The organism is Rhizobium sp. Root274 (assembly GCF_001429245.1).
Lineage (GTDB): Bacteria > Pseudomonadota > Alphaproteobacteria > Rhizobiales > Rhizobiaceae > Allorhizobium.
Window position 1 is genome coordinate 981,288 of sequence record NZ_LMJE01000001.1, and the last position, 19,771, is coordinate 1,001,058.

General features: G+C 61.5%; 18 protein-coding genes. 3 read left to right on the forward strand and 15 right to left on the reverse strand.

The genetic code is table 11. The features are described 5' to 3' along the window. Positions 1 to 28 precede the first annotated feature (28 nt). Both ASE36_RS05040 and ASE36_RS05045 read right to left on the reverse strand, forming a co-directional pair. The gene (locus ASE36_RS05040) at positions 29 to 1,150 is read right to left on the reverse strand and encodes a substrate-binding domain-containing protein (RefSeq protein WP_082510834.1); all 1,122 of its coding nucleotides are present in this window, start codon (positions 1,148 to 1,150) and stop codon (positions 29 to 31) included. A gap of 45 nt (positions 1,151 to 1,195) precedes the next feature. Further along, positions 1,196 to 2,008 carry a sugar phosphate isomerase/epimerase family protein gene (locus tag ASE36_RS05045; RefSeq protein ID WP_062276148.1) on the reverse strand — a complete coding sequence of 271 codons (813 nt, stop codon included), beginning with the start codon at positions 2,006 to 2,008 and terminating at the stop codon, positions 1,196 to 1,198. A gap of 187 nt (positions 2,009 to 2,195) precedes the next feature. On the opposite strand from ASE36_RS05045, the gene ASE36_RS05050 reads away from it, so the two are divergent. Together ASE36_RS05050 and ASE36_RS05055 are read left to right on the forward strand one after the other, a co-directional pair. Continuing rightward, complete coding sequence (locus ASE36_RS05050; protein ID WP_062276150.1) at positions 2,196 to 3,548, forward strand: ROK family protein; 1,353 nt, start codon at positions 2,196 to 2,198, stop codon at positions 3,546 to 3,548. A 10-nt stretch (positions 3,549 to 3,558) separates the two neighbouring features. After that, positions 3,559 to 4,572 carry a substrate-binding domain-containing protein gene (locus ASE36_RS05055; protein ID WP_062276152.1) on the forward strand — a complete coding sequence of 338 codons (1,014 nt, stop codon included), beginning with the start codon at positions 3,559 to 3,561 and terminating at the stop codon, positions 4,570 to 4,572. A gap of 646 nt (positions 4,573 to 5,218) precedes the next feature. Here the strand turns inward: ASE36_RS05055 and ASE36_RS05060 are convergent. Genes ASE36_RS05060 through ASE36_RS22510 form a run of 7 tightly spaced genes read right to left on the reverse strand, consistent with a single transcriptional unit; the run spans position 5,219 to position 13,253 of the window. Continuing rightward, positions 5,219 to 5,908, reverse strand: coding sequence for a response regulator (locus ASE36_RS05060; protein ID WP_062276154.1), 690 nt, complete (start codon positions 5,906 to 5,908; stop codon positions 5,219 to 5,221). Next, entirely contained in the window at positions 5,905 to 8,595 is a 2,691-nt protein-coding gene (locus tag ASE36_RS05065; protein WP_062276156.1) for a sensor histidine kinase, read from the reverse strand. Before ASE36_RS05065 ends, ASE36_RS05060 begins: the two co-directional genes overlap by 4 nt. A 14-nt stretch (positions 8,596 to 8,609) precedes the next feature. Then, a complete protein-coding gene (kdpC, locus tag ASE36_RS05070) occupies positions 8,610 to 9,173 on the reverse strand; it encodes a potassium-transporting ATPase subunit KdpC (RefSeq protein ID WP_062276158.1) in 564 nt (187 codons plus the stop codon). Between the two features lie 2 nt (positions 9,174 to 9,175). After that, positions 9,176 to 11,212 (reverse strand): potassium-transporting ATPase subunit KdpB, encoded by a 2,037-nt coding sequence (gene kdpB, locus ASE36_RS05075; protein ID WP_062276160.1) that lies wholly within the window; start codon positions 11,210 to 11,212, stop codon positions 9,176 to 9,178. 9 nt (positions 11,213 to 11,221) lie between these two features. Then, a complete protein-coding gene (kdpA, locus tag ASE36_RS05080) occupies positions 11,222 to 12,931 on the reverse strand; it encodes a potassium-transporting ATPase subunit KdpA (protein ID WP_062276162.1) in 1,710 nt (569 codons plus the stop codon). 14 nt (positions 12,932 to 12,945) lie between these two features. Next, positions 12,946 to 13,032, reverse strand: a complete 87-nt coding sequence (gene kdpF, locus ASE36_RS23255) for a K(+)-transporting ATPase subunit F (RefSeq protein WP_062276165.1) — start codon at positions 13,030 to 13,032, stop codon at positions 12,946 to 12,948. 11 nt (positions 13,033 to 13,043) lie between these two features. Further along, positions 13,044 to 13,253, reverse strand: coding sequence for a hypothetical protein (locus tag ASE36_RS22510; protein ID WP_156378567.1), 210 nt, complete (start codon positions 13,251 to 13,253; stop codon positions 13,044 to 13,046). Between the two features lie 933 nt (positions 13,254 to 14,186). Here ASE36_RS22510 and ASE36_RS05090 point away from each other — a divergent pair. Further along, on the forward strand, positions 14,187 to 15,092 hold the full coding sequence (locus tag ASE36_RS05090; RefSeq protein WP_062276167.1) for a LysR substrate-binding domain-containing protein: 906 nt from the start codon (positions 14,187 to 14,189) through the stop codon (positions 15,090 to 15,092). Here ASE36_RS05090 and ASE36_RS05095 read toward each other — a convergent pair. The 6 genes from ASE36_RS05095 to ASE36_RS05120 all read right to left on the reverse strand — a co-directional run bounded on the left by ASE36_RS05095 (position 15,069) and on the right by ASE36_RS05120 (position 19,770). Continuing rightward, complete coding sequence (locus ASE36_RS05095) at positions 15,069 to 15,617, reverse strand: gluconokinase (RefSeq protein WP_082510836.1); 549 nt, start codon at positions 15,615 to 15,617, stop codon at positions 15,069 to 15,071. The genes ASE36_RS05090 and ASE36_RS05095 overlap by 24 nt on opposite strands. Position 15,618: 1 nt before the next feature. After that, positions 15,619 to 16,899 (reverse strand): TRAP transporter large permease, encoded by a 1,281-nt coding sequence (locus tag ASE36_RS05100; protein WP_062276169.1) that lies wholly within the window; start codon positions 16,897 to 16,899, stop codon positions 15,619 to 15,621. Next, complete coding sequence (locus tag ASE36_RS05105) at positions 16,896 to 17,453, reverse strand: TRAP transporter small permease (protein WP_062276171.1); 558 nt, start codon at positions 17,451 to 17,453, stop codon at positions 16,896 to 16,898. Before ASE36_RS05105 ends, ASE36_RS05100 begins: the two co-directional genes overlap by 4 nt. 63 nt (positions 17,454 to 17,516) lie before the next feature. Beyond that, positions 17,517 to 18,512 carry a DctP family TRAP transporter solute-binding subunit gene (locus ASE36_RS05110; RefSeq protein WP_062276173.1) on the reverse strand — a complete coding sequence of 332 codons (996 nt, stop codon included), beginning with the start codon at positions 18,510 to 18,512 and terminating at the stop codon, positions 17,517 to 17,519. Between the two features lie 49 nt (positions 18,513 to 18,561). Further along, the gene (locus ASE36_RS05115; RefSeq protein WP_062276175.1) at positions 18,562 to 19,452 is read right to left on the reverse strand and encodes an NAD(P)-dependent oxidoreductase; all 891 of its coding nucleotides are present in this window, start codon (positions 19,450 to 19,452) and stop codon (positions 18,562 to 18,564) included. A gap of 6 nt (positions 19,453 to 19,458) precedes the next feature. Next, complete coding sequence (locus ASE36_RS05120; protein WP_062276177.1) at positions 19,459 to 19,770, reverse strand: putative quinol monooxygenase; 312 nt, start codon at positions 19,768 to 19,770, stop codon at positions 19,459 to 19,461. Position 19,771: the final 1 nt, after the last annotated feature.

Consider the following 19,771-nt stretch of genomic DNA (forward strand, 5'->3'; position numbering starts at 1 on the left):
GCGCGAGCAGCGCCCCGTATCCTGCGGATCACTGTCCGAGGCTCGTCTTGATGTTGTCGGTCGCCTCGGTGGAATAGACCGCCTTCCAGCCATCGAGCAGTGTGTCGCGTGTCACCGGAAGGGCAGGCAGTGCGACAAAGGCCGGCGCTTCCTTACCGAGCAGCGCATAGCCGGCAAGCTTGGCCTCGACGACACCGGCATCATAAGGCCGCTGCGCGCCGAGCCCCTTGACGAAGCCGCCCTGGGCCATCGAGATCGCCACGTTTTCCCCGAGGTCGATCGTGGTGATGACGAGATCGTCGCGACCCGCGACACGCGCCGCCGAAATCACGCCTTCGGCCGGCACGTCCCAGACCGCCCAGATGCCCTTGATGGTGGGGTTGGAGGTGAGGATAGCAGACGCCGCCTTTTCCGCATCGCCCGAGAAATCAGGTCCGCCGATGCCCTGCTCGGCCACGATCTTGATATTGGGGTAGTCGGAGGCGATCGTCGCCTTGAAGGCATCCAAACGCTGCCTGGTGACGAAGAAATCGGCGGCATGGAATACGAGCCCGATATCGCCCTCCCCGTTCAGCGCCTTGGCCATCAGGTGCGCAGAGGCCACGCCATTGCCGTAGTTGTCGGCAGATACGACCGACACATAGTCCTTGCCGGCTTCAAAGCCGGTCGGCACATTATCCATGAAGACGAGCTTGGTGCCAGCGTCTGCGGCTGCCTTGTAGGCCGCGGCCGTCGCTGTCGGATCCGTCGGGATCGAGACGATGATATCAGGCTTCTGCGCCATGATGGTCTCAAGGTCGGAGACCTGTTTTTCCGGCTTGAAACCGGCGTCGGTCACCGCAAGCACCTTGATGCCCATCGCGGCGAACTGGGTCTGAAGACCGTTGATCTGGGCGCGGGACCAGTCGTTGCCGCCATAATGCATGACGATCGCGGCCGTCGCATTCATGGCCTTGATCTTCGCCAGTTCCTCGTCGGTCAGGGTAACGTCGGCGGCTGGCGAGGGATCTTCGCCCGACGGTCCCTTGGACAGGACCGTCTGCTGGAGCGCGGCCAGGGCGCTGTCAGGATCGGCGAAGGCCGGCGCTGAATAGGTGCAGGCAAGCGCCAACACGGCGGCAGTGCCCAACAGGGTTCGTCTCTTCATCATCACTTTCTCCTCCCGAAAGTGGGGCATGCGCCCCGGTCGCGGCCGTCAGGCCGATTTGAGATAGGTCATGCTCGCCTTCGCACCTTCGAGTGGGTCAGACCATGAATCGAGCTCGGTGCAGACCCAGCCATCGAAGCCAACCTCCCGAAGGGCCGCGATGATGTCGTTCGTCGGCACGTCGCCGCGATCGATCGGTGTGAAGGCGAAGGGCTCCTTCTGGAACCCCTTGAGATGGACATAGGAGATGCGTGCTGCATGCTCGCGGACGAGTGCGGCGGGATCCCCTCCGGCAGCGGCGAGATGGGCCGTGTCCGGGCAGAAATGAATGCCAGTGAGCGCGAAGATCTTGCGCACCTCGGCCGGCCCCTCGACGATGGTTGAAAGATGCGGGTGGTAATGGGCGGTGAGGCCGCGCGCCTCGGCGATTTCCTTCACGCGGTCGAGCGCGGCTGCAAGCTTGTGATAGTCGGCCTCGCGAATACCGTCGAAGCGCTTGGCGCCACCGCCGACGACCAGATGCGGGGCGCCGAGTTCGGCAGCACGATCCGCCGCGCGGGTCACCCGGGCCAGCTCCTCCGGCAGGATATCGTCGAAGATGAAATTGCCGCCGGCATAGGTTGCCACGAGCGTCAGCCCGTTGTCGCCGAGCAGGGCCCGCATGTCGTCCACGCCGAAATCGAGAAGGTTGCCATCGAAGAGCTCGACACCCTCATAACCCGCCGACGCGATGTCGGCGAAGGCCCGGCGCATGTCGCCAAAGGTGCGGTAAGCGAGATTGGTGATTGACGTGACGCCGACCGCATCTCCGCCAAGACTGCCCCAGCAGTTCGCATGATAGGCGAGCTTGAAGTTCGACATCGGCGCCTCCTCCCAGTGACCGTGTTGATGTGCGAGCTGTCTTACGTCCATAAAAAGTGCATGTCAATTATTTAACTGCAGAACTAACCATACTTTTGCTGATTTAATGCAAAAGATCGATGTTGCCAGTCGGAAGCCTCCGCCTTAAGAAGGATGGAGAGGGCGAATCCGCCGGAAGGAAGAAGGCATGGCGACGACGGCAACCGCGGCAAATGACGCCGCTCCCCGCCGCAAAGGTCGGCCGCGCGTCACCGAGACCGCGGCGCCGAGCCTTGTCGAAATTCTCAATCTGGTGCGGACAGAACAGGCCGCCACACGCCAGGAAATCGAGCGCCAGAGTGAACTCGGCCGCGCGGTCGTCGCAGACCGCTTGGGTACGCTCGGCGAACTCGGTCTGGTCGACGAAAGCGAACTTGCGACCGCATCCGGTGGGCGCGCGCCGCGCCTCGTGCGTTTTGCCGCAGATCGTGGCCGCATCCTCGTTGCCACGCTCGACCAAACCGCGCTCGGCGTCGGTATTGCCGATCTCGGCGGCTCCCTGCTCATGGAGCATCACGAGGCGACCGAACTCAGCCAACCTGTGTCCGCCCTCGCCGATCGTCTGGTCACGCTTTTTCGCTGGATCCTGGAACGGCATTCGGACATCCAGCTCTACGGCATCTCAATATCCGTTCCAGGCGCCGTCTCCGACGGTGCCGAGACGCTTTTCCAACGCGCCACGCCTGGCGTTCTGCCCGGCTGGGAGAGTTTTCCGCTTGTCGAAACACTCGTTGGGGCCTTCGATGCACCCGTCTGGCTCCGTTCCAGCGTCGAGACCATGACGATGGGCGAACTGCATGCCGGAGCCGGGCGCAATCAGCGCACCATGATGTTCGTCAAGGTCGGCAAACGCATCGGCGCCGGGCTTGCAAGCGACGGAATTCTCTTTCGCGGCGCACAGGGGGCCGTCGGCCTCATCGGTTCTGTTCCGGTGACCGTCGGCGACAGGACGGGTACTCTTGAGGCGATGGCGGGGTCGGACCACATTGCCCAGGATGGCAGGCTTGCAGCAGAGAACGGCACCAGCCCGATACTTGCCGAGCTCGTTCGACGCGGCGCCGAGATCACGGCGCTGGAAGTCGCCCAGGCCGCACAGATGGGCGATGCCGCCGCCATCGATATCCTGGCGCAGAGTGGCCGGTTGATCGGCCAGGTGGTCGCGACGCTCGCCAACATGCTGAACCCCGCGCTCATCGTGCTGTCCGGCTCGATCGCGCAGACCAATGACATTCTTCTCGCCTCCGCGCGGGAGGCCATCTACGGTGCCTGCCACCCCCTCGTCAGCCGCGACATGCAGATCATCCGCTCCCAGATGGGCAGTTCTTCAGGTCTTGTCGGGGCCGCAATCGTTGCGTCCGAGGGGTTATTCGCACCACCGATGCTGAAAGACTGGATCATGGCCGGGCAGCCTCAGGCGCATCCGCTTTTCCGGGAGATGAAAAAAGAAATTGCCCGGCGAAAGGTCATCGAGGGGGATGTTGTCCGGCCGCCGAATATGTGAGGAGGATTGAATGACGATTGCGGGTCTCGGCCCTCATGGGGAGCGGGCATCGGCGCCAGAGCGGGTTCTGCTGCTGCCGGAGGACATGGAGCGGGCGCGGGCAGGAGGCTTGCGGGTCGCCGTCGTGCTGCACACGCTCGAAAGCGACTGGGCCAAACAGCAGCTTTCCGGCATCATCGGCATGCTCGGCAATTGCGGGGTTGCGGTCATCGACGTGATCGACTGCGCCTTCACGCCGGAGGTCCAGATCGAGGCACTCGGGCGGCTGATCGAGGAAGCACCGGATGCCATCATATCCCTGCCCGTCGCCAATTCGAAAGTGGCAGCGGCGCATGCGCGCGTGTCTGCGGCCGGCATAAAGCTCATCCTGCTCGACAACGCACCAACCGGACTTCTTCCGGGAAAGGACTACATCTCCCTCGTCTCGGCAGACAATTTCGGCCTCGGCAAGATCGCGGCTGAAGGCTTGTCGCCGCATCTGCCTGATGGCGCGGAGGTCGGCGTGCTCGGCTACGACGCCGATTTCTTCGCGACCAACGAGCGGGAAATCGCCTTCGTGAAATGGATGCAGATCCACCGTCCGGACGTTACGCTGCGAGTCCAGCGGTTTCCGGCCCTGTCGGCAGTTGCCGCAACCACGCGCACTCTTGCCGAAGCCCATCCGGATCTCGCCGGCCTCTTTGTCGTCTGGGACACGCCGGCAATGATGGCCGCCGGCGTTCTCAAAACACTAGGGCGCAAGATTCCGATGACGACCGTGGATCTCGGCCATGCGGCGGCGATCGGGCTTGCTGCCAGCGCCCCCCTTGTCGCGATTGCCGCCCAGCAGCCGTTCCGCCAGGGTGAGAGCGCAGCCTCCATCACAGTGACCGCGCTCCTCGGCAGGCCGGCCCCTGACTGGGTCGCACTGCCCGGACTGGCGGTTACTGCAAGCAATGTGGTGGAGTGCTTCCAGACAGTCTGGCGAGCGCCCGCACCCCAAGAAGTTCTCCGCAGGCTCAGGCTCGTCGGCGCCAATCACTAGCCGCACCAGGGACTTGAGCGACAGCGCGCCCGGAAGGCCAGTGAAAACTCGGATAACAATAGCCAGCATGCGGCGGATCACAACAGGCGGGGCCGTGAAGCTACGGTCAGCTCATCCAAACAACTGCGCTATAGCGAACCCGCAATATCTAGGGCCTACGAAGGCCGGCGCGTATGGTTGACAATCGGATCAAAGTTATCGCGCACCCTGGGCTGAACATTCCAAGTGTCGGGCGGAAATAATTGCCGCTCTCCCGCCATGTTGACGTCGGCCCAAAGCCAGGGCACAAAGATGGCATCCACGGTCGCTCGCGGCGGGAAAACAGAGGAAGATCAGAGGCAACTTTTCTAACCCTTTGAAATCATGCGAGAATCCAGGTTCTCCAGGCAGGCCATTTTCAGTCGGTTTTCCGCGTGAAATCGGCGACTGTTTCTCACAAAAAAAAGCGGCGTCTTCTCAAAAACTTGAGCAATTCTGGCCGCTGTTCTTCCGTTCATACGTTGTGCCTAAGCCGGTCTCGCGGAATTGGCTGGGGACCCGCAAATAGCGTCCGTATTCGGGGAGTGAAGAAACCGTCCCTGCAATGAAGCGGAGCAACAGGAACGGACACTCGTACTCGAGCTGAAGGCGCATCCTGCAGCAGTCTTCATTCCTGCTCGGCCATCCGATAGCCGACGCCCGGTTCCGTGCGTACGATCCGGGGCTGGGTTGGATCTTGCTCGATCTTCTGGCGCAACTGGCCGATGAAGACGCGGAGGTAATGCAGATCGTCGCCATGTGCAGGCCCCCAGACCGTCGTCAACAATGTGCGGTGGGTCACTACCCGACCGGTATGACGGGCAAGTAGAAGGAGCAGGTCATACTCCTTCGGCGTCAAGTGCACGAGCTCGCCGCCTCGCGAGACGATGCGCTTGATAGGATCGATCGTCAGGCCGTCGACTTCCATCACGGTCGGGATCGCATCCCGACGTCCACGATGGCGCAGCGCGGTGCGGATACGCGCGGTGAGTTCTCCGATACCAAAGGGTTTTTCGACATAGTCGTCTGCACCGAGGTCGAGCGCCGCGATTTTCTCGCTTTCGCGGTCGCGGGCCGAAAGGATGACGATCGGGATGTCCGACCAGCCTCTGAGGTTCGCGATGATTTCCTTGCCGTCCATATCAGGCAGGCCTAGATCGAGGATGACGAGGTCCGGCGCCTGGGTTGCGACTGCCTTCAAGGCTTCGGCGCCCGTTCCAGCCTCGACCACTTCGTAGCCGGCAGCCGTAAGAGACGGTTTCAGGAACCGCTGGATCTGGGGCTCGTCATCCACCACCAGGATGCGGGACTGGTTCATCGGACATCTCCCCTTGCTTCATTGCTTCCGGGAAACCGCATCACGATGCGCGTACCCCGCTTCTTGAGTGCCGGGCTCTCCGCATGGATCTTGCCGCCCATGGCCTCAACGAAGCCGCGGGCGATCGAGAGGCCGAGCCCCGTTCCCGGTGCGCGCCCATCCGGCTTTCCCCTGCGATAGAATTTTTCGAAGATGCGGTCCAGATCCTCAGGCGGAATACCCTTGCCGTGATCGGTCACCGAGATCATCACATCCTTGCCGTCGCGGCGGGCATAGACATTGATCGGTTCGTCGCCGCCATACTTCACCGCATTGTCCAGAAGGTTGAACAGGACCTGACCGATCAGCACGCTGTCGCCACGAATGAGCGGCAGGTCAGAGGCGATGCCCGTCTCGACGACCCGTCCGGGCGCATATTTGCGCGTCCGCTCGACAGTGGACTGCACGACGTCGGCGACATCTACCCAGTCCTGTTTTGGCGTCAGCATGCCGGCCTCAATGCGTGTCATATCAAGCAGATTGGCAACGAAGCGGCTCATCCGTCCGCTCTCCTCCTCGATCGACTGCAGGAGGTCGTCGCGGTCTTCAGGCGTCATGCGCTCACCAAGTTGGCGGAGGCCGGTGACGGCGCCGGTGATCGTCGCAAGAGGCGTGCGCAGATCATGGGAAATGGATGACAGGAGCGCCTCGCGGTAGCGTTCGCCTTCCAGTCGCGCCGCCTGCTCGACAGTCTCGTCGGCGAGGCGTGCCCGGTCGAGTGCGATTGCCGTCTGGTCGAGAATGGCGGTCAGCGCACGCTCGGCGTTGAGGTCGAGCCGGTCGCCCGTGTGCTCGATGCCGCAGACACCGACAATGCCATGGGGTCCGAGCAGCGGGCGGAACTCGAAACGGCTGTTCGGCAGCGTGCCCGTACCGTGGCCGGCCGGCTCGCGCTTGTCATGGGTCCAGCGGGCGGCAGTCATGTCCGTCACGTCGAGTTCCGTATCAGGCGGCCAGGCGGCGGCTACACCGAGATCGCCCTTGCGCGGAACGAGCAATATGACCTTGCGCTTCAGGCTCGCCTGCAGTTGCGAAACAGCAAGCCAGATCGCGTCATCGCCCTTTCCCGTGCTCGCGAGCTTGCGGGAGAAATCATAGAGCGATTGCAGCGCCGTCGCGCGGATGCGTGCAACTTCGGCCTGTTCACGGATACGCGACGCGAGACCGCCGGCAATGATGGCCACGGCCAGAAAGACGAAGAGCGCAAAGACCTCGTGCGGGGCTGCGATGGTGAAGGTGTGGCGGGGATTGATGAAGAAGAAATTGTAGGAGAGCGCCGAGAGGAGTGCTGCCAGGAATGCCGAAGCGTAGCCGCCAACCACCGAGGCTCCGAGGACGGCGAGGAGAAAGAGCAGCGATATATTCGGCAGCTCGACGAAGACGTCGATCCCCTTCCCCAGGACCGTCGTCAGGGCGACGAAGCCGAGAGCCCAGATGGACGACTGTCTTAGCGCCGTGGCTCCTGGTAGGCTTAGCGACGGGCGTGCACGGTCGGCGGCGGTGCCGTCCGGTGTCACGATGTGAATGCTCAGGCCCGATGCCCTGCCCGCCAATGCGTCCGGCAGCGAGCGGCTAACGAGCTTCTGCCAGCGGCTGCGTTTGCGCGTGCCGATGACGATCTGGGTGGCGTGTTCGCGGCGGGCGAGCTTGAGGATCTCCTCGACGAAATCATTGCCGATCACACGGCGGGTTTCGGCACCCAGTTGTTCGGCCAAGCGAAACAGCGTCTCGATCCGTTGCAGCCGCTCCGGCGTCTCGACTTCCCGGTCGGCCCGCTCGATCGAGACGACGAGCCAGGGGGCGTTGAGACCCGAGGCCAAGCGGCTCGCAACGCGCACGACCTTTTCCGACAGGGGATCGGAGCCGACACAGACAATGAGCCGCTCGCCTGTGGCCCAGGGGCCGTCGATGGCATTCTGCTTGAGATAGTCGACCATCTGATCGTCGACGCGGTCCGCTGTGCGGCGCAGCGCCAGTTCACGCAGTGCTGTCAGATTGCCGAGGCGGAAGAAGCGGTCGACAGCGCGGTTGGCGCTTTCAGGCAGGTAGACCTTGCCGTCCTTCAGCCGTTCGATGAGTTCGGATGGCGCGAGATCAACGAGCAGAACTTCGTCCGCACGTTTGAGCACGGTATCGGGCACGCGCTCGCGCACGGTCACCCCGGTGATCTGGGCGACGAGATCGGCCAAGCTTTCTAAATGCTGGATGTTGAGCGCCGTCCAGACATTGATGCCGGTCGATATCAGCTCCTCGATATCCTGATGCCGCTTGGGATGACGGCTGTCCTCGGGGTTGGAATGGGCGAGTTCGTCGACGATGATGATGCGGGGACGCCGTTCGAGCGCTGCATCGAGATTGAACTCCTCCAGCATCCGACCACGATGAGCCACCCTGCGTCGAGGCAGGATCTCAAGTCCATCGAGCAGTGCTGCCGTCTCACCGCGACCGTGGGTCTCGACCAGTCCGACGACCAGATCCACGCCGTCGGCCTTCAGGCGTCTGGCCCGCGACAGCATCGCATAGGTCTTGCCGACGCCCGGAGCAGCGCCCAGAAAAACGGTCAGCTTGCCCCGGCGGTCTTTCTCCGCCAGGGCAAGCAGGGCATCGGGATCGGGACGCCGGTCGTCCCTGCGGTCGTCATCCGCCATTCAGGCCTCACACATTACCGGGCATCGAGTGCCAGGTTGAGCTCTAGCACATTGACCCTTGCTTGACCGATAATGCCGAAGGTCGGAATTTCGGTCTGCTGCGCGACGAGCGTGGCGACGACAGATGGATCCAGCCCCCTCGCCTGCGCAACGCGCGCCACCTGAGCTTCCGCGAAGGCCGGCGAGACATGCGGGTCGAGACCGGAGCCAGAGGTGGTGACGGAATCAGCCGGGACAGGCTGCGCGATGCCGCTTGCGGTCAACCGGGCGACATCTGCGGTGACACGATCCTTCAGCTTGACCGAGGTTGTGCCGAGGTTGGAGCCGGACGAGGCCGCAGCGTTGTATGGGTTTGGTCCGGTCGCCGAGGGGCGAGGCCAGAAGTAGCGGTCCGAGGTAAAGGTCTGGCCGATCAGCGCTGAGCCTACGACCGCTCCGTCGCGTTCGATCAGGCTGCCATTGGCTTGGGCCGGCATGACGGACTGGGCAATGCCGTTGATCGCCAGTGGATAAGCAAGCCCGGTGAGTGCGGTCATGGCGACAACGAGGGTGAGTGCAGGTCTGAGATGGTTGATCATGATTACACCAGATGAAGAGCGCTGACGGCGATGTCGATGACCTTGATCCCGGCAAAGGGAAGGATCAGGCCGCCGACGCCATAAACGAGCAGGTTGCGGCGAAGAAGCGCTGCGGCACCGGACGGACGGTAAGCCACGCCTTTCAGAGCCAGCGAGATGAGCGCCACGATGATCAGCGCGTTGAAGATGACGGCAGACAGGATGGCCGACTGCGGTGACGTCAGCCCCATGATGTTGAGGGCTTCGAGCGCCGGATAGGTGGCCACGAACAGCGCCGGGATGATGGCAAAGTATTTGGCCACGTCATTGGCGATCGAAAAGGTCGTCAGCGATCCGCGCGTCATCAGCAACTGCTTGCCGATCTCGACGATCTCGATGAGCTTGGTCGGGCTGGAGTCGAGGTCCACCATGTTGGCGGCCTCGCGGGCGGCCTGGGTGCCGGTCTGCATGGCGACGCCAACATCGGCCTGGGCAAGCGCCGGTGCATCATTGGTGCCGTCGCCGCACATTGCGATCAGGCGGCCGCCCTGCTGCTCGCGGCGGATATAGGCGAGCTTATCCTCCGGCGTCGCCTGGGCGAGGAAATCATCGACACCGGCTTCCGAAGCGATGGCCGCGGCCGTGACCGGATTGTCGCCAGTGACCATGACCGTGCGGATGCCCATGGCGCGCAGTGCTGCGAAGCGTTCCTTGATGCCGGGCTTGACGACGTCCTTGAGATGGATGACGCCGAGCAGGCGGTCGCCATCGGCCACGCCGAGCGGTGTACCACCGGTGCGGGCGACCTGGTCGACGGCGCGGCGGAATTCAGCGGGAGCATGCTGTTCGGGGAGGCCTGCGAATTTCAGCACCGCATCGACGGCACCCTTGCGCAGACGGCGCTGACCGATGTCGACGCCCGAAAGGCGTGTTTCGGCGGTGAAGCCAATGACGGCATCAAACTCGGCCTTCGGCATGGGCACGCCGAACTCGCCCGTCGCCAGCGCCACGACCGAGCGGCCCTCGGGCGTTTCGTCAGACAATGAGGCGATGAGGGCTGCCTCTGCCAGTTCCGTCGCCGTGACACCGGGAGCGGTGAGAAAGTCGCTGGCCATACGGTTGCCGAAGGTGATCGTGCCCGTCTTGTCGAGAAGCAGCGTGTCGACATCGCCAGCGGCTTCGACCGCACGGCCCGAGGTGGCGATCACGTTGAAGCGCACCAACCGGTCCATACCGGCGATGCCGATGGCCGAGAGCAGGCCGCCGATCGTGGTCGGGATCAGAGTGACGAGAAGGGCTGCCAGCACCGTGACGGAGAGCACCGTGCCGGAATAGCCAGCAAGGCCCCAGATCGCGACGCAGACGAACAGGAAGATAAGCGTCAGGCCCGAGAGCAGGATCGACAGTGCGATCTCGTTCGGCGTCTTCTGGCGCTGAGCGCCTTCGATCAGCGCGATCATGCGATCTACGAAGGAGGAGCCAGGCTGGACGGTGATCCTGATCTTGATTTCGTCTGACAACACCTGCGTGCCGCCTGTCACCGCCGAGCGGTCACCACCGGATTCGCGGATGACGGGGGCGGATTCACCTGTGATGGCGCTTTCGTTGACCGAGGCAACACCCTCGATCACTTCGCCATCGCCGGGGATGAGTTCACCGGCCGCGACCAGCACGATTTCGCCGACCTTAAGGCTGGAGGCCGGGATCGTCTCCGTCTTGCCGTTGGCTCCAAGCCGGCGAGCGACGAGTTCCGACTTGGTCTTCTTCAGGCTGTCGGCCTGGGCGCGGCCACGGCCCTCCGCCACGGCTTCAGCGAAGGTGGCGAAGAGCACCGTGAACCAGAGCCAGGCGGCGATCTGGCCGGAGAAACCGGCCTCGCCGGGATTTGCGGCGAAGTCACGGATGAACAGGATCGTCACGACGACGGCGACGATCTCGGTCACGAAGATGACCGGGTTGCGCAGGAGTTTGCGCGGATCGAGCTTTATGAATGCATCACGCATCGCCGGGAGCAGGATCGCCGGGTCGAAAAGAGCGGATGCCTTTTTCTCATTTGACATGATGGTTCCTTAGAAGGTCTGGCCGGCGAGCATGGCGAAGTGTTCGACGATTGGGCCGAGCACCAGCGCAGGCAGAAACTGCAGACCGCCGAGAATGAGAATGATGCCGATCAGCAGGCCGACGAACAGCGGGCCGTCGGTTGGGAAGGTGCCAGCGGAAGCCGGCGACTTCACCTTGGCGGCGAGCGATCCGGCGATTGCCATGACCGGCACGACATAGGCGAAGCGACCGAGCAGCATCGCGATCCCGAGCGTCGTGTTGTACCAGGGCGTGTTGCCGGTGAGGCCACCAAAGGCCGAGCCGTTGTTGCCGGCAGCCGAGGTATAGGCATAGAGGATTTCCGACAGCCCGTGCGGGCCTGATGTGCCGACACTTGCCACCGCGAAGGGCAGCATGGCCGAGACGGCAGTAAAGCCGAGGATGGCGAGCGGCAGGATGAGCACGGCGAGCATAGCGAACTTCATCTCGCGGCCTTCGATCTTCTTGCCGAGGAATTCCGGCGTGCGGCCGACCATGAGGCCGGCGACGAAGACGGAAAGCAGCGCGAAGACCAGCATGCCGTAGAGGCCGGAGCCGACACCACCCGGCAGCACCTCACCGAGCTGGATCAGGAACATCGGAACCAGACCGCCCAAGCCGGTGAACGAGCCATGCATGCCGTTCACGCCGCCATCCGAGAGGCCGGTCGTGACCGCTGCATAAAGCGCCGTCATCGCCTGGCCGAAGCGGACTTCCTTGCCTTCCATGTTGCCGAGCGCTGGATCGACTCCGACCGCCGTCAGGATCGTGTTGCCCTGGGCTTCGGCCCAGTAGGTGACGGCGACGCCTGCGATCAGGAGAACCGCCATGGCCGAGATCAGCGCCCAGCCCTGTCGGCGGTTTCCGACCATCTGGCCGAAAGTGTAGACGAGAGATGCTGAGATCGACAGCATGGCGAAGATGTTCAGATAGTTGGACCAGGCTGTCGGGTTCTCGAAGGGATGGGCTGCATTGACGTTGAAAAAGCCGCCGCCGTTGGTGCCGAGCTGCTTGATCGCTTCTTGGGAGGCGACGGGGCCGAGCGAAATCACCTGGTTGGCGCCTTCGAGCGTCGTGGCCGTGACCGAGGCATCGAGCGTCTGTGGCAAGCCCATGGCAACGAAGGCAAGTGCGACGACAATGGCGAGCGGCAGCAGGACGTAGAGGGTGGCCCTCGTCATATCGACCCAGAAATTGCCGAGCGTTGCAACCTTAGAGCGGGCGAGTGCGCGGGTGACGGCGATCGCGAGTGCCATGCCGGTCGCGGCCGATAGGAAATTCTGCACGGTGAGGCCGGCCATCTGGGAGAAGTGACTCATCGTCGTCTCACCACCGTAGTTCTGCCAGTTGGTGTTGGTGACGAAAGAGACAGCCGTGTTGAAGGCGAGATCCGAAGGCAGACCAGGGAACCCTTGAGGGTTCAGCGGCAGATAGGCCTGCAGCCGCAGCATCGCATAGAGCGCCACAAAGCCAGCCAGCGAAAACGCGATCATCGCAAGCGTGTAGCCGAGCCAGCTCTGCTCTTTCTCGGGGTTGATGCCGCTCACGCGGTAGAGATCGCGCTCAACGCGGCCGAGCACGGGAGACAAAAGGGTCCGCTCGCCCGAAAACACCCGCGCCATGTAAAGGCCGAGTGGTTTGATGACGAGAAGGACGGCGAAAAAGAGGAGGCTGATCTGCAGCCATCCGACAAGTGTCATGGATCTGCTCCCGATCAGAAACGCTCGGGACGCAGGAGCGTCACGACGAGATAGACGCCAAGCGCGACGGCGACAGCGAGGCCGAAAAGGGGTTCAAGCATTTGTGTGCCCCTCACAGCCGGTCGAGCGCGCGGGCATAAAGTGCCAGCACCAGAAGCGTGCCAGAGCCGAGCGCGATAAAGATGAGGTCAGACATATCAGGGTCTCCTGTTGATACAGGAGAAGGATTAAGGCCACCTCGGGTCAGGCTTCGATTGGGAAGAAGTGGGAGGGGCGTAAAGAAAAGATAAGGATGCACCTGCAGGGCTGGCTTGAGCTCCATTATCGCTGGTGCTGAGAGCACGGAGTAGGTCCGTCTCCGTGGGAGCGGATGTCCGGTTGTTGGTGCGAGGCTGCCAACGGGGGACCGAATTGAAGACACTAAGCTGTCGCGCGAAAACACGACCTGGCCTCGACCTCGGCGCCTACGAGCGGGAATAATTACCGCTCGTCCGCCATGTTGACGTCAGCCCAAAGCAGGGCACAAAGATGGCATCCACGGTCGCTCGCGACAGGAAAACAGAGGAAAATCAAAGGCTCTTTTTATAAGCGCTTGAAATCATTCGATAATCCAGGCTCTCCAGGCGGGCCGTGTTAGATCGGTTTTCCGCTGAAGTTGAGCGTCCTTTTCTTACCAAAAAAAGCGACGTCCCCCTCAACAACTTGGCCAATCCTGGCTCCCGTTCTTAGTGCCATCCGTCGTGCTCAAGCGGGTCTCGCAAAATTGGCTGGGGACCCAGAACAAATTCCAACAATTCTGAAGTTCTTACTTGCATAGAGCATGCAAGAGCGCACGACGCAGTCGATATCCGAGCCAAGCTGGCTGAACAGTCAGCTTTGGTCGCGTCGGAATATGAGGCGTGTGCTGCATCCAGTTATAGTCGACCCGCGGTGGTCCAGTAGTCTATCCTCACGGGGATCGCTGACCGGAGTCAGCCGCGACGCTGGCCGAGCATACGCTTGACCTGTCGGTTGCGCTCCTGTCGGAACGCATGCCACATGGCACCCCAGATGCTCGGGCGTGCCGTTTTGTTGTGTTCATTGTTCATCGCGTACTCTTTCGTTTCACCGAGATGCTTATACCGCAGAGCTGAGCCTGCGGGACGAGCATAATTGGTATGGCTGCCCTGCAAAAATCATCACATTTCGACGTAGTGCCCTTCTACTCCGTAGGCACCTGACTTATCGTTGGTGGATAAAAAAGCCAGAACGCACCATGCAACTTCCCATCAAGGCCATCCTTGTTTTTCACACCACTGCGCGCGCGGGAAGCATATCCCGCGCGGCCGAGGAGTTGAGTGTGACGCCATCTGCCGTCAGCCAGCAGATCCAGTTGCTCGAAAGCCAGTTCGGGGTCTCACTGCTGACCAAAGCCGGGCGTGGCATCGCGTTAACCGAGGCCGGAGAACGATACTTCTCAATGATCTCGGATCAGATCGAGCGTATCGAGGAGGCAACGGCGACAATTCGTGGCTTCCGATCGGTTACGACCTTGACCATCCGTGCTACCCCGACCCTGTCGAACAAGTGGCTGTTGCCGCGCCTGGGGCGACTTCTGGACCGGCATCCTGATCTTGAGGTACGGCTCGACGGAACCAATGAGCCGACCGACTTTAATCAGGAACTGGTCGATCTGGAACTGCGCCATGGCAATGGCCGCTGGCCGGGCCTTTTCGTCGAAGGCCTTGCGGAAGAGCGTTTTCTTCCGGTTTGTTCTCCAGCCTACGCCGCCTCAGGGTCTCTCACAGCGAGCGAACTTCAGGCGCATCGGCTGATCCACTCCGTCAAATCGCAGGCGCAGTGGACGTCATGGTTTCAACTGGCCGGGGCAGCCTCGGACGCCCGCTGGCAGCGTGTCCTGTTCGATCGAAGCCACATGGCAATCGATGCGGCAGTGCGGGGCATGGGTATCGCGCTTGAAAGCACACTGATGATGCAGGACGAACTCAGAAGCGGGGCCTTGGTCTGCGCTGTCAAGGATCCGCCGGAACTGCGCATCACCACGCAATGGATCGTGTGTCCTCGCGATCATCTGCGTCAGAAGAAAGTCCGGCAGTTTCTCGATTGGCTTCGAGATGAGCGCGATGCATGGCAGGCCTCACAAGACCAGAGTGCCGCCTGAAGACGGTTCGACACTTAAGTGACGAATGGTTGTCCCGACCAGCGCGTCCAATGGCAAAGCGATGTCGAGCACGATAGGCGCCTCGTCGAGCCCGGGCCTTTCGAGCGTATCCAATTGGCTGTCCAGAAGCGACACAGACGCAAAATGACCTTTCCGTCCCGACAGACGGGCAGAAATCAGCTCCCGTGTCCCGTCTAGAAAGACAAGGCGCACCTTGCCAAGCCTGGCACGGATGAGGTCTCGATAACTGCGCTTCAAGGCGGAGCGTGCAATGACCACGGGACGAGATGGACAATCGAGTGCTGCACGACAGACATCATGAAGCCAGGGTTCACGATCTGCATCGGTCAATCCTCGTCCCTCCCTCATCTTCTCGACGTTTTCCGGGCTATGATACAGATCCGCTTCGATAAATATTGAGCCTAGAGCGGCTGCCAGCCGGTAGCCTATCGCCGACTTGCCCGTTCCTGCAGTCCCCATTACCAGCAGAAATGCGTCAAGCGATTCTTCGTGCTCCGATGCCATATCAGTACAAACCCAGCATTCGGATCGGCCAGAGGGTCAGGCTTGGGAATAGAACCAGGGCCAGGATTGCCGCGACGAGGATCGACATCGGCGCCAGCGATCCCTTCACCACATCCTCAATCGACATCTTTGCCACTTGCGCCACCGCAAATAGGCAGACGCCGACGGGCGGCGTGACCAGACCCAGAGTCAGGGTGATGACCATGACGATGAGGAAGTGGATGGGGTCGACTCCAAGGGAAGCCGCAGGCGGCAGCAGCACCGGGATCAAGATGAACATGGCCGCGATAGCATCCATGAACATTCCGACCACAATCAGGAAGAGGAAGATCAGGACGAGTGCCATGGTCGGGCCTGTGGAGATCGCGCCGAGGAACGTCGCAACCTGGGCCGGCAGCCCGTCATAGGTGAAGACCCAGGCAGCAAGCTTAGCTGTGGCCGCAATAAAGAGAATGGTGCCCGAGGTCCGAGCCGTCTCGATAAAGATGCCAGGCAGCTCGCGCGGCGAGATCGTCCGGTACAGGATGACGGACAGGAAGAGGGTGTAGAGTACGGCAATGCCGGCCGCTTCCGTCGGCGTGAAATACCCGTCGACAATACCGACCAGCAGGATCACTGGCGTCAACATCGGAAGAATGGCCGCTAATCCCGTCTTCATGACATGGCGCGCGTTGAAGGGGCTTGGAGGGTTGAAGCCGTAACGGACCGCGTAGACGTGGTTGAAAATCATGAAGGCCAAGGCGATGAAGAGGCCAGGAATGAGGCCTGCCACCAGAAGCGTGCCGATCGAGGCATTGGCGATCGATCCCGCAATGACGATCAAGATGGACGGCGGAATGATTGACGACAGGGTGGAGGTGCAGAGCGTCATACCGACGGCGTAGCCCTTCGGGAAGCCATGACGCTCCATGGCTTTGATCTCGATCGCTCCGATCGATGCGATGTCAGCGACCGAAGAACCAGACACTCCTCCGAAAATCACTGACGACGCGACGTTTACATGGCCGAGGCCACCCGGAAGCCAGCCAACGATGGCCTCAGCGAAATCGAAGAGCTTCTCGGCCACCCGGCCACGCTCCATCAAGACACCGACCAGGATGAAAAGCGGGACGGCGACCAGCAGGAAGGAATTCATTGCGGAGAACATGCTCTGCGCCATGAGATCAACCGGGGTCGAGGTGAACATGACGATTGCGATCACGCTCGACAGCCCAAGCGCGATCGCGAGCGGCACGCCGAAAACGCTCATGGTGAGAAAGAGCGCAAGTAGGACCAGGCTCATGACAGCTTCTCCGCAGTTGAGGGGTCCTGGTGCTGATTGCGGAGCTCCGGCATCTGAACCTCGGGATCGAGAATTTCGATGAGATGACGCCGGCGTTTCAGGGAATCGATGATCCCCAAGACGGCAAGGATTGCGCTCAAGGGCATGATCGTACCGATGAGCCACATCGGGATCGCGAGCGTCGCGGCCGTTTCGTTCATGGCGAATTGCTGCCAGGCAAGCTTGTAGCCGGTCCATCCCATCAGCACGAAGAAGGAGACAGAACTCAGCACATAGATCGGCACGGAGAGCCGGCGAATGGCGCGCGGAAACATGGCGAGCAAGACGGTAACGCGAGCGGTTTCGACGGTGCGAAATCCGGCTGCAAGCCCCAGGAAGATCATCCAGACGAAGAGATAGCGTGTTGCTTCCTCGGTCCAGGACACCGACATGTCGAGGAGCCGGCTCGCGACCTGAAGCAAAACGACGAGGAGAATGCCGAAAGCAGCGAGCCCCGCCGCGATGTCGCTCAGGCCCTTCAGCAGCCTGTCGAAAGTTGAGTTGCTGTTAGACATGTTTCCTCCTCCCGGATTGGTGCGGACCGGCATCCTCCATGCCGGTCCGCCTGCGTTCATCGATCAGTTCTTGCCGACGGCCGCAACCGTCTTGTCAAAGAAGGCCTGATCTTTCACCAATCCGGCGAAGACCGGATAGAGCTGCTTGGCAACCGCGACGAAGGCCTGCTGTTGCTCGGGGGACAGACGATTGATCTGCATGCCGTGACCCTGAAGTTCGGCAATGGTCTTCTCGGCGGTCGCGTTGTCGTTCTCGACTTTCCAGGCTTCAGCTTCCACAGCCGCTTCCTCGATTGCTTTTTTGTGCGCGTCGCTCAGGCTCTCGTACTTTGCCGGATTGATTCCGAGCACCCAGCCGTCGCCCATGTGGTTGGTGATGGAGACATACTTCTGAACTTCGTAGAATTTAGCAGACAATGGCACGTTGATTGGATTTTCCTGACCATCAACGACCTTGAGCTGAAGAGCGTTATAGACCTCTGCAAAGGCCATCGGCGTTGGAACGGCGCCCAATTTGCCGAAGAATTCGACCCAAAGCGGATTGTTGGGTACGCGAAATTTCAGGCCGGCCAGATCTTCCGGCTTTTCGATCGGCAGCTTCGAATTGGTCATCTGACGGAAGGGGCGCGGCCAGAGATTAATGCCCTTGATACCGATGGCATCAAGATCGGCGATCAATTCCTTGCCAGGCTCACCTGCGAGATAAGACCGAAGCTGTGCCTCGTCATCGAAGAGATAGGGAATGGAGATGGCCGAAAACTTCGGGTTGAAGTTGGCGTAAAGCGAGGTCGCGAGAACCAACATGTCGAGCGAGCCGCCGGCGAGCTGCTTGACGGCCGCGGACGGATCGCCGCCATAGAGCGTCCCGTTCGGGAATACCTTGACTGTCACCTCGCCATTGGTCTTGGCCGAGACGAGTTCTGCGAACTTGTTGGCGGCCACGGTAATCTCGGACGAATCTGGATCCGGTGTCGAAAGCGTCAGCGTTTCCGCCTGGACAAGGCTCGCTGTCAGAATGGTGGCAGCGGTAACCAGGCTGCGAAGTGTGAACTGTTTCATGTCTATCCTCCCGTTTGACATTGATGATGATTGAAGCGCGGACCGGGGCTTAAGCCGAGTTCATACGCTTTAACTCCAGAATGACCCCGCTGTGATCGAGGTCTCCATTGCCATGGTCCACCATGGCCTGAAACAAACGGTCAACCTCCTCGCCGACCGGCAGCTTCAATCCGTGGCTCTGCGCGAAGCGGAGTGCGGTCGATGTGTCCTTCACCTGGTACTTGGCCGGGCCGCCGGGCGTGAAGTTCCCCTCCACCATGCGCAGGCCGTGCTGGCGAAAGACGGTCGAGTCGGCGAAGCCACCCAGAAGAGCTTCGCGGACACGCGCCGGATCCGCACCGCCAGCTTCGGCAAGTGTCAGGGCCTCGGCGACCGCGCAGATGGTCGACGCAACGATGAGCTGGTTTGCAAGCTTGGTGAGGGCGCCGCTCCCGGATGGCCCGACATGGGTCACACGACCAAGGGGAGCAAAAATCGGTGCAAGCCCATCAACGACATAGGCGCCGCCSCCTGCCATAATCGCAAGCCGACCTTCCTTCGCCCCAAGTTCGCCACCGGAAACCGGTGCATCAAGGCAGGCAATGCCCCGGCCTTCGGCAAACCCCGCGATGGCAATCGCGGTCTCGACCGGAATGGAGCTCATGACGACGAGTGTCGCATCGGGGCGCATGCTCGCAATCGCTCCATCCTTCCCACCAAGCACGGTCTCGCAGACGGGACCGGAACTGAGCATGCAGATGACAACGTTCGCGTCGCGCACCGCATCTGCCGCCGAGGACATTGGGACTACGCCATGCGGCCTCAGTACCTCGGCCTTGTCAGGACTGCGGTTCCAGGCCGTTACCTTGAACCCGGCATTTGCTAGGCGCATTGCGATCGGGGCTCCCATGATGCCGGTTCCCAGAACGGCGACGGTCTCTTGTATTTCCGCTGCGTTCATTAAACCTTATCCTCCAGGATGCTGACGATCGGCGAACCGGACGGGTCGCTCTTCGATGATCAGCGACGGAAACGCGTTACGAAAACGGGCCAGATGCGGCGTCGCAAGATGGGCGTCGAAGGCTGCACGGCTGTCATAGACCTCATAAAAGACGACGGTGTCGTCAGAGCCCTGCGGGCAGATGACGTCGAACTGCCGGCAGCCGGGTTCATCGGCAACCGAATGAGCCGCGTCATCACGAGCGGCCTCCAGAAAGGCCGTCATCATGCCGGGTTTAACCTGAAACTCGGCAATGACGACAAAGGGATGGCTTGTCATC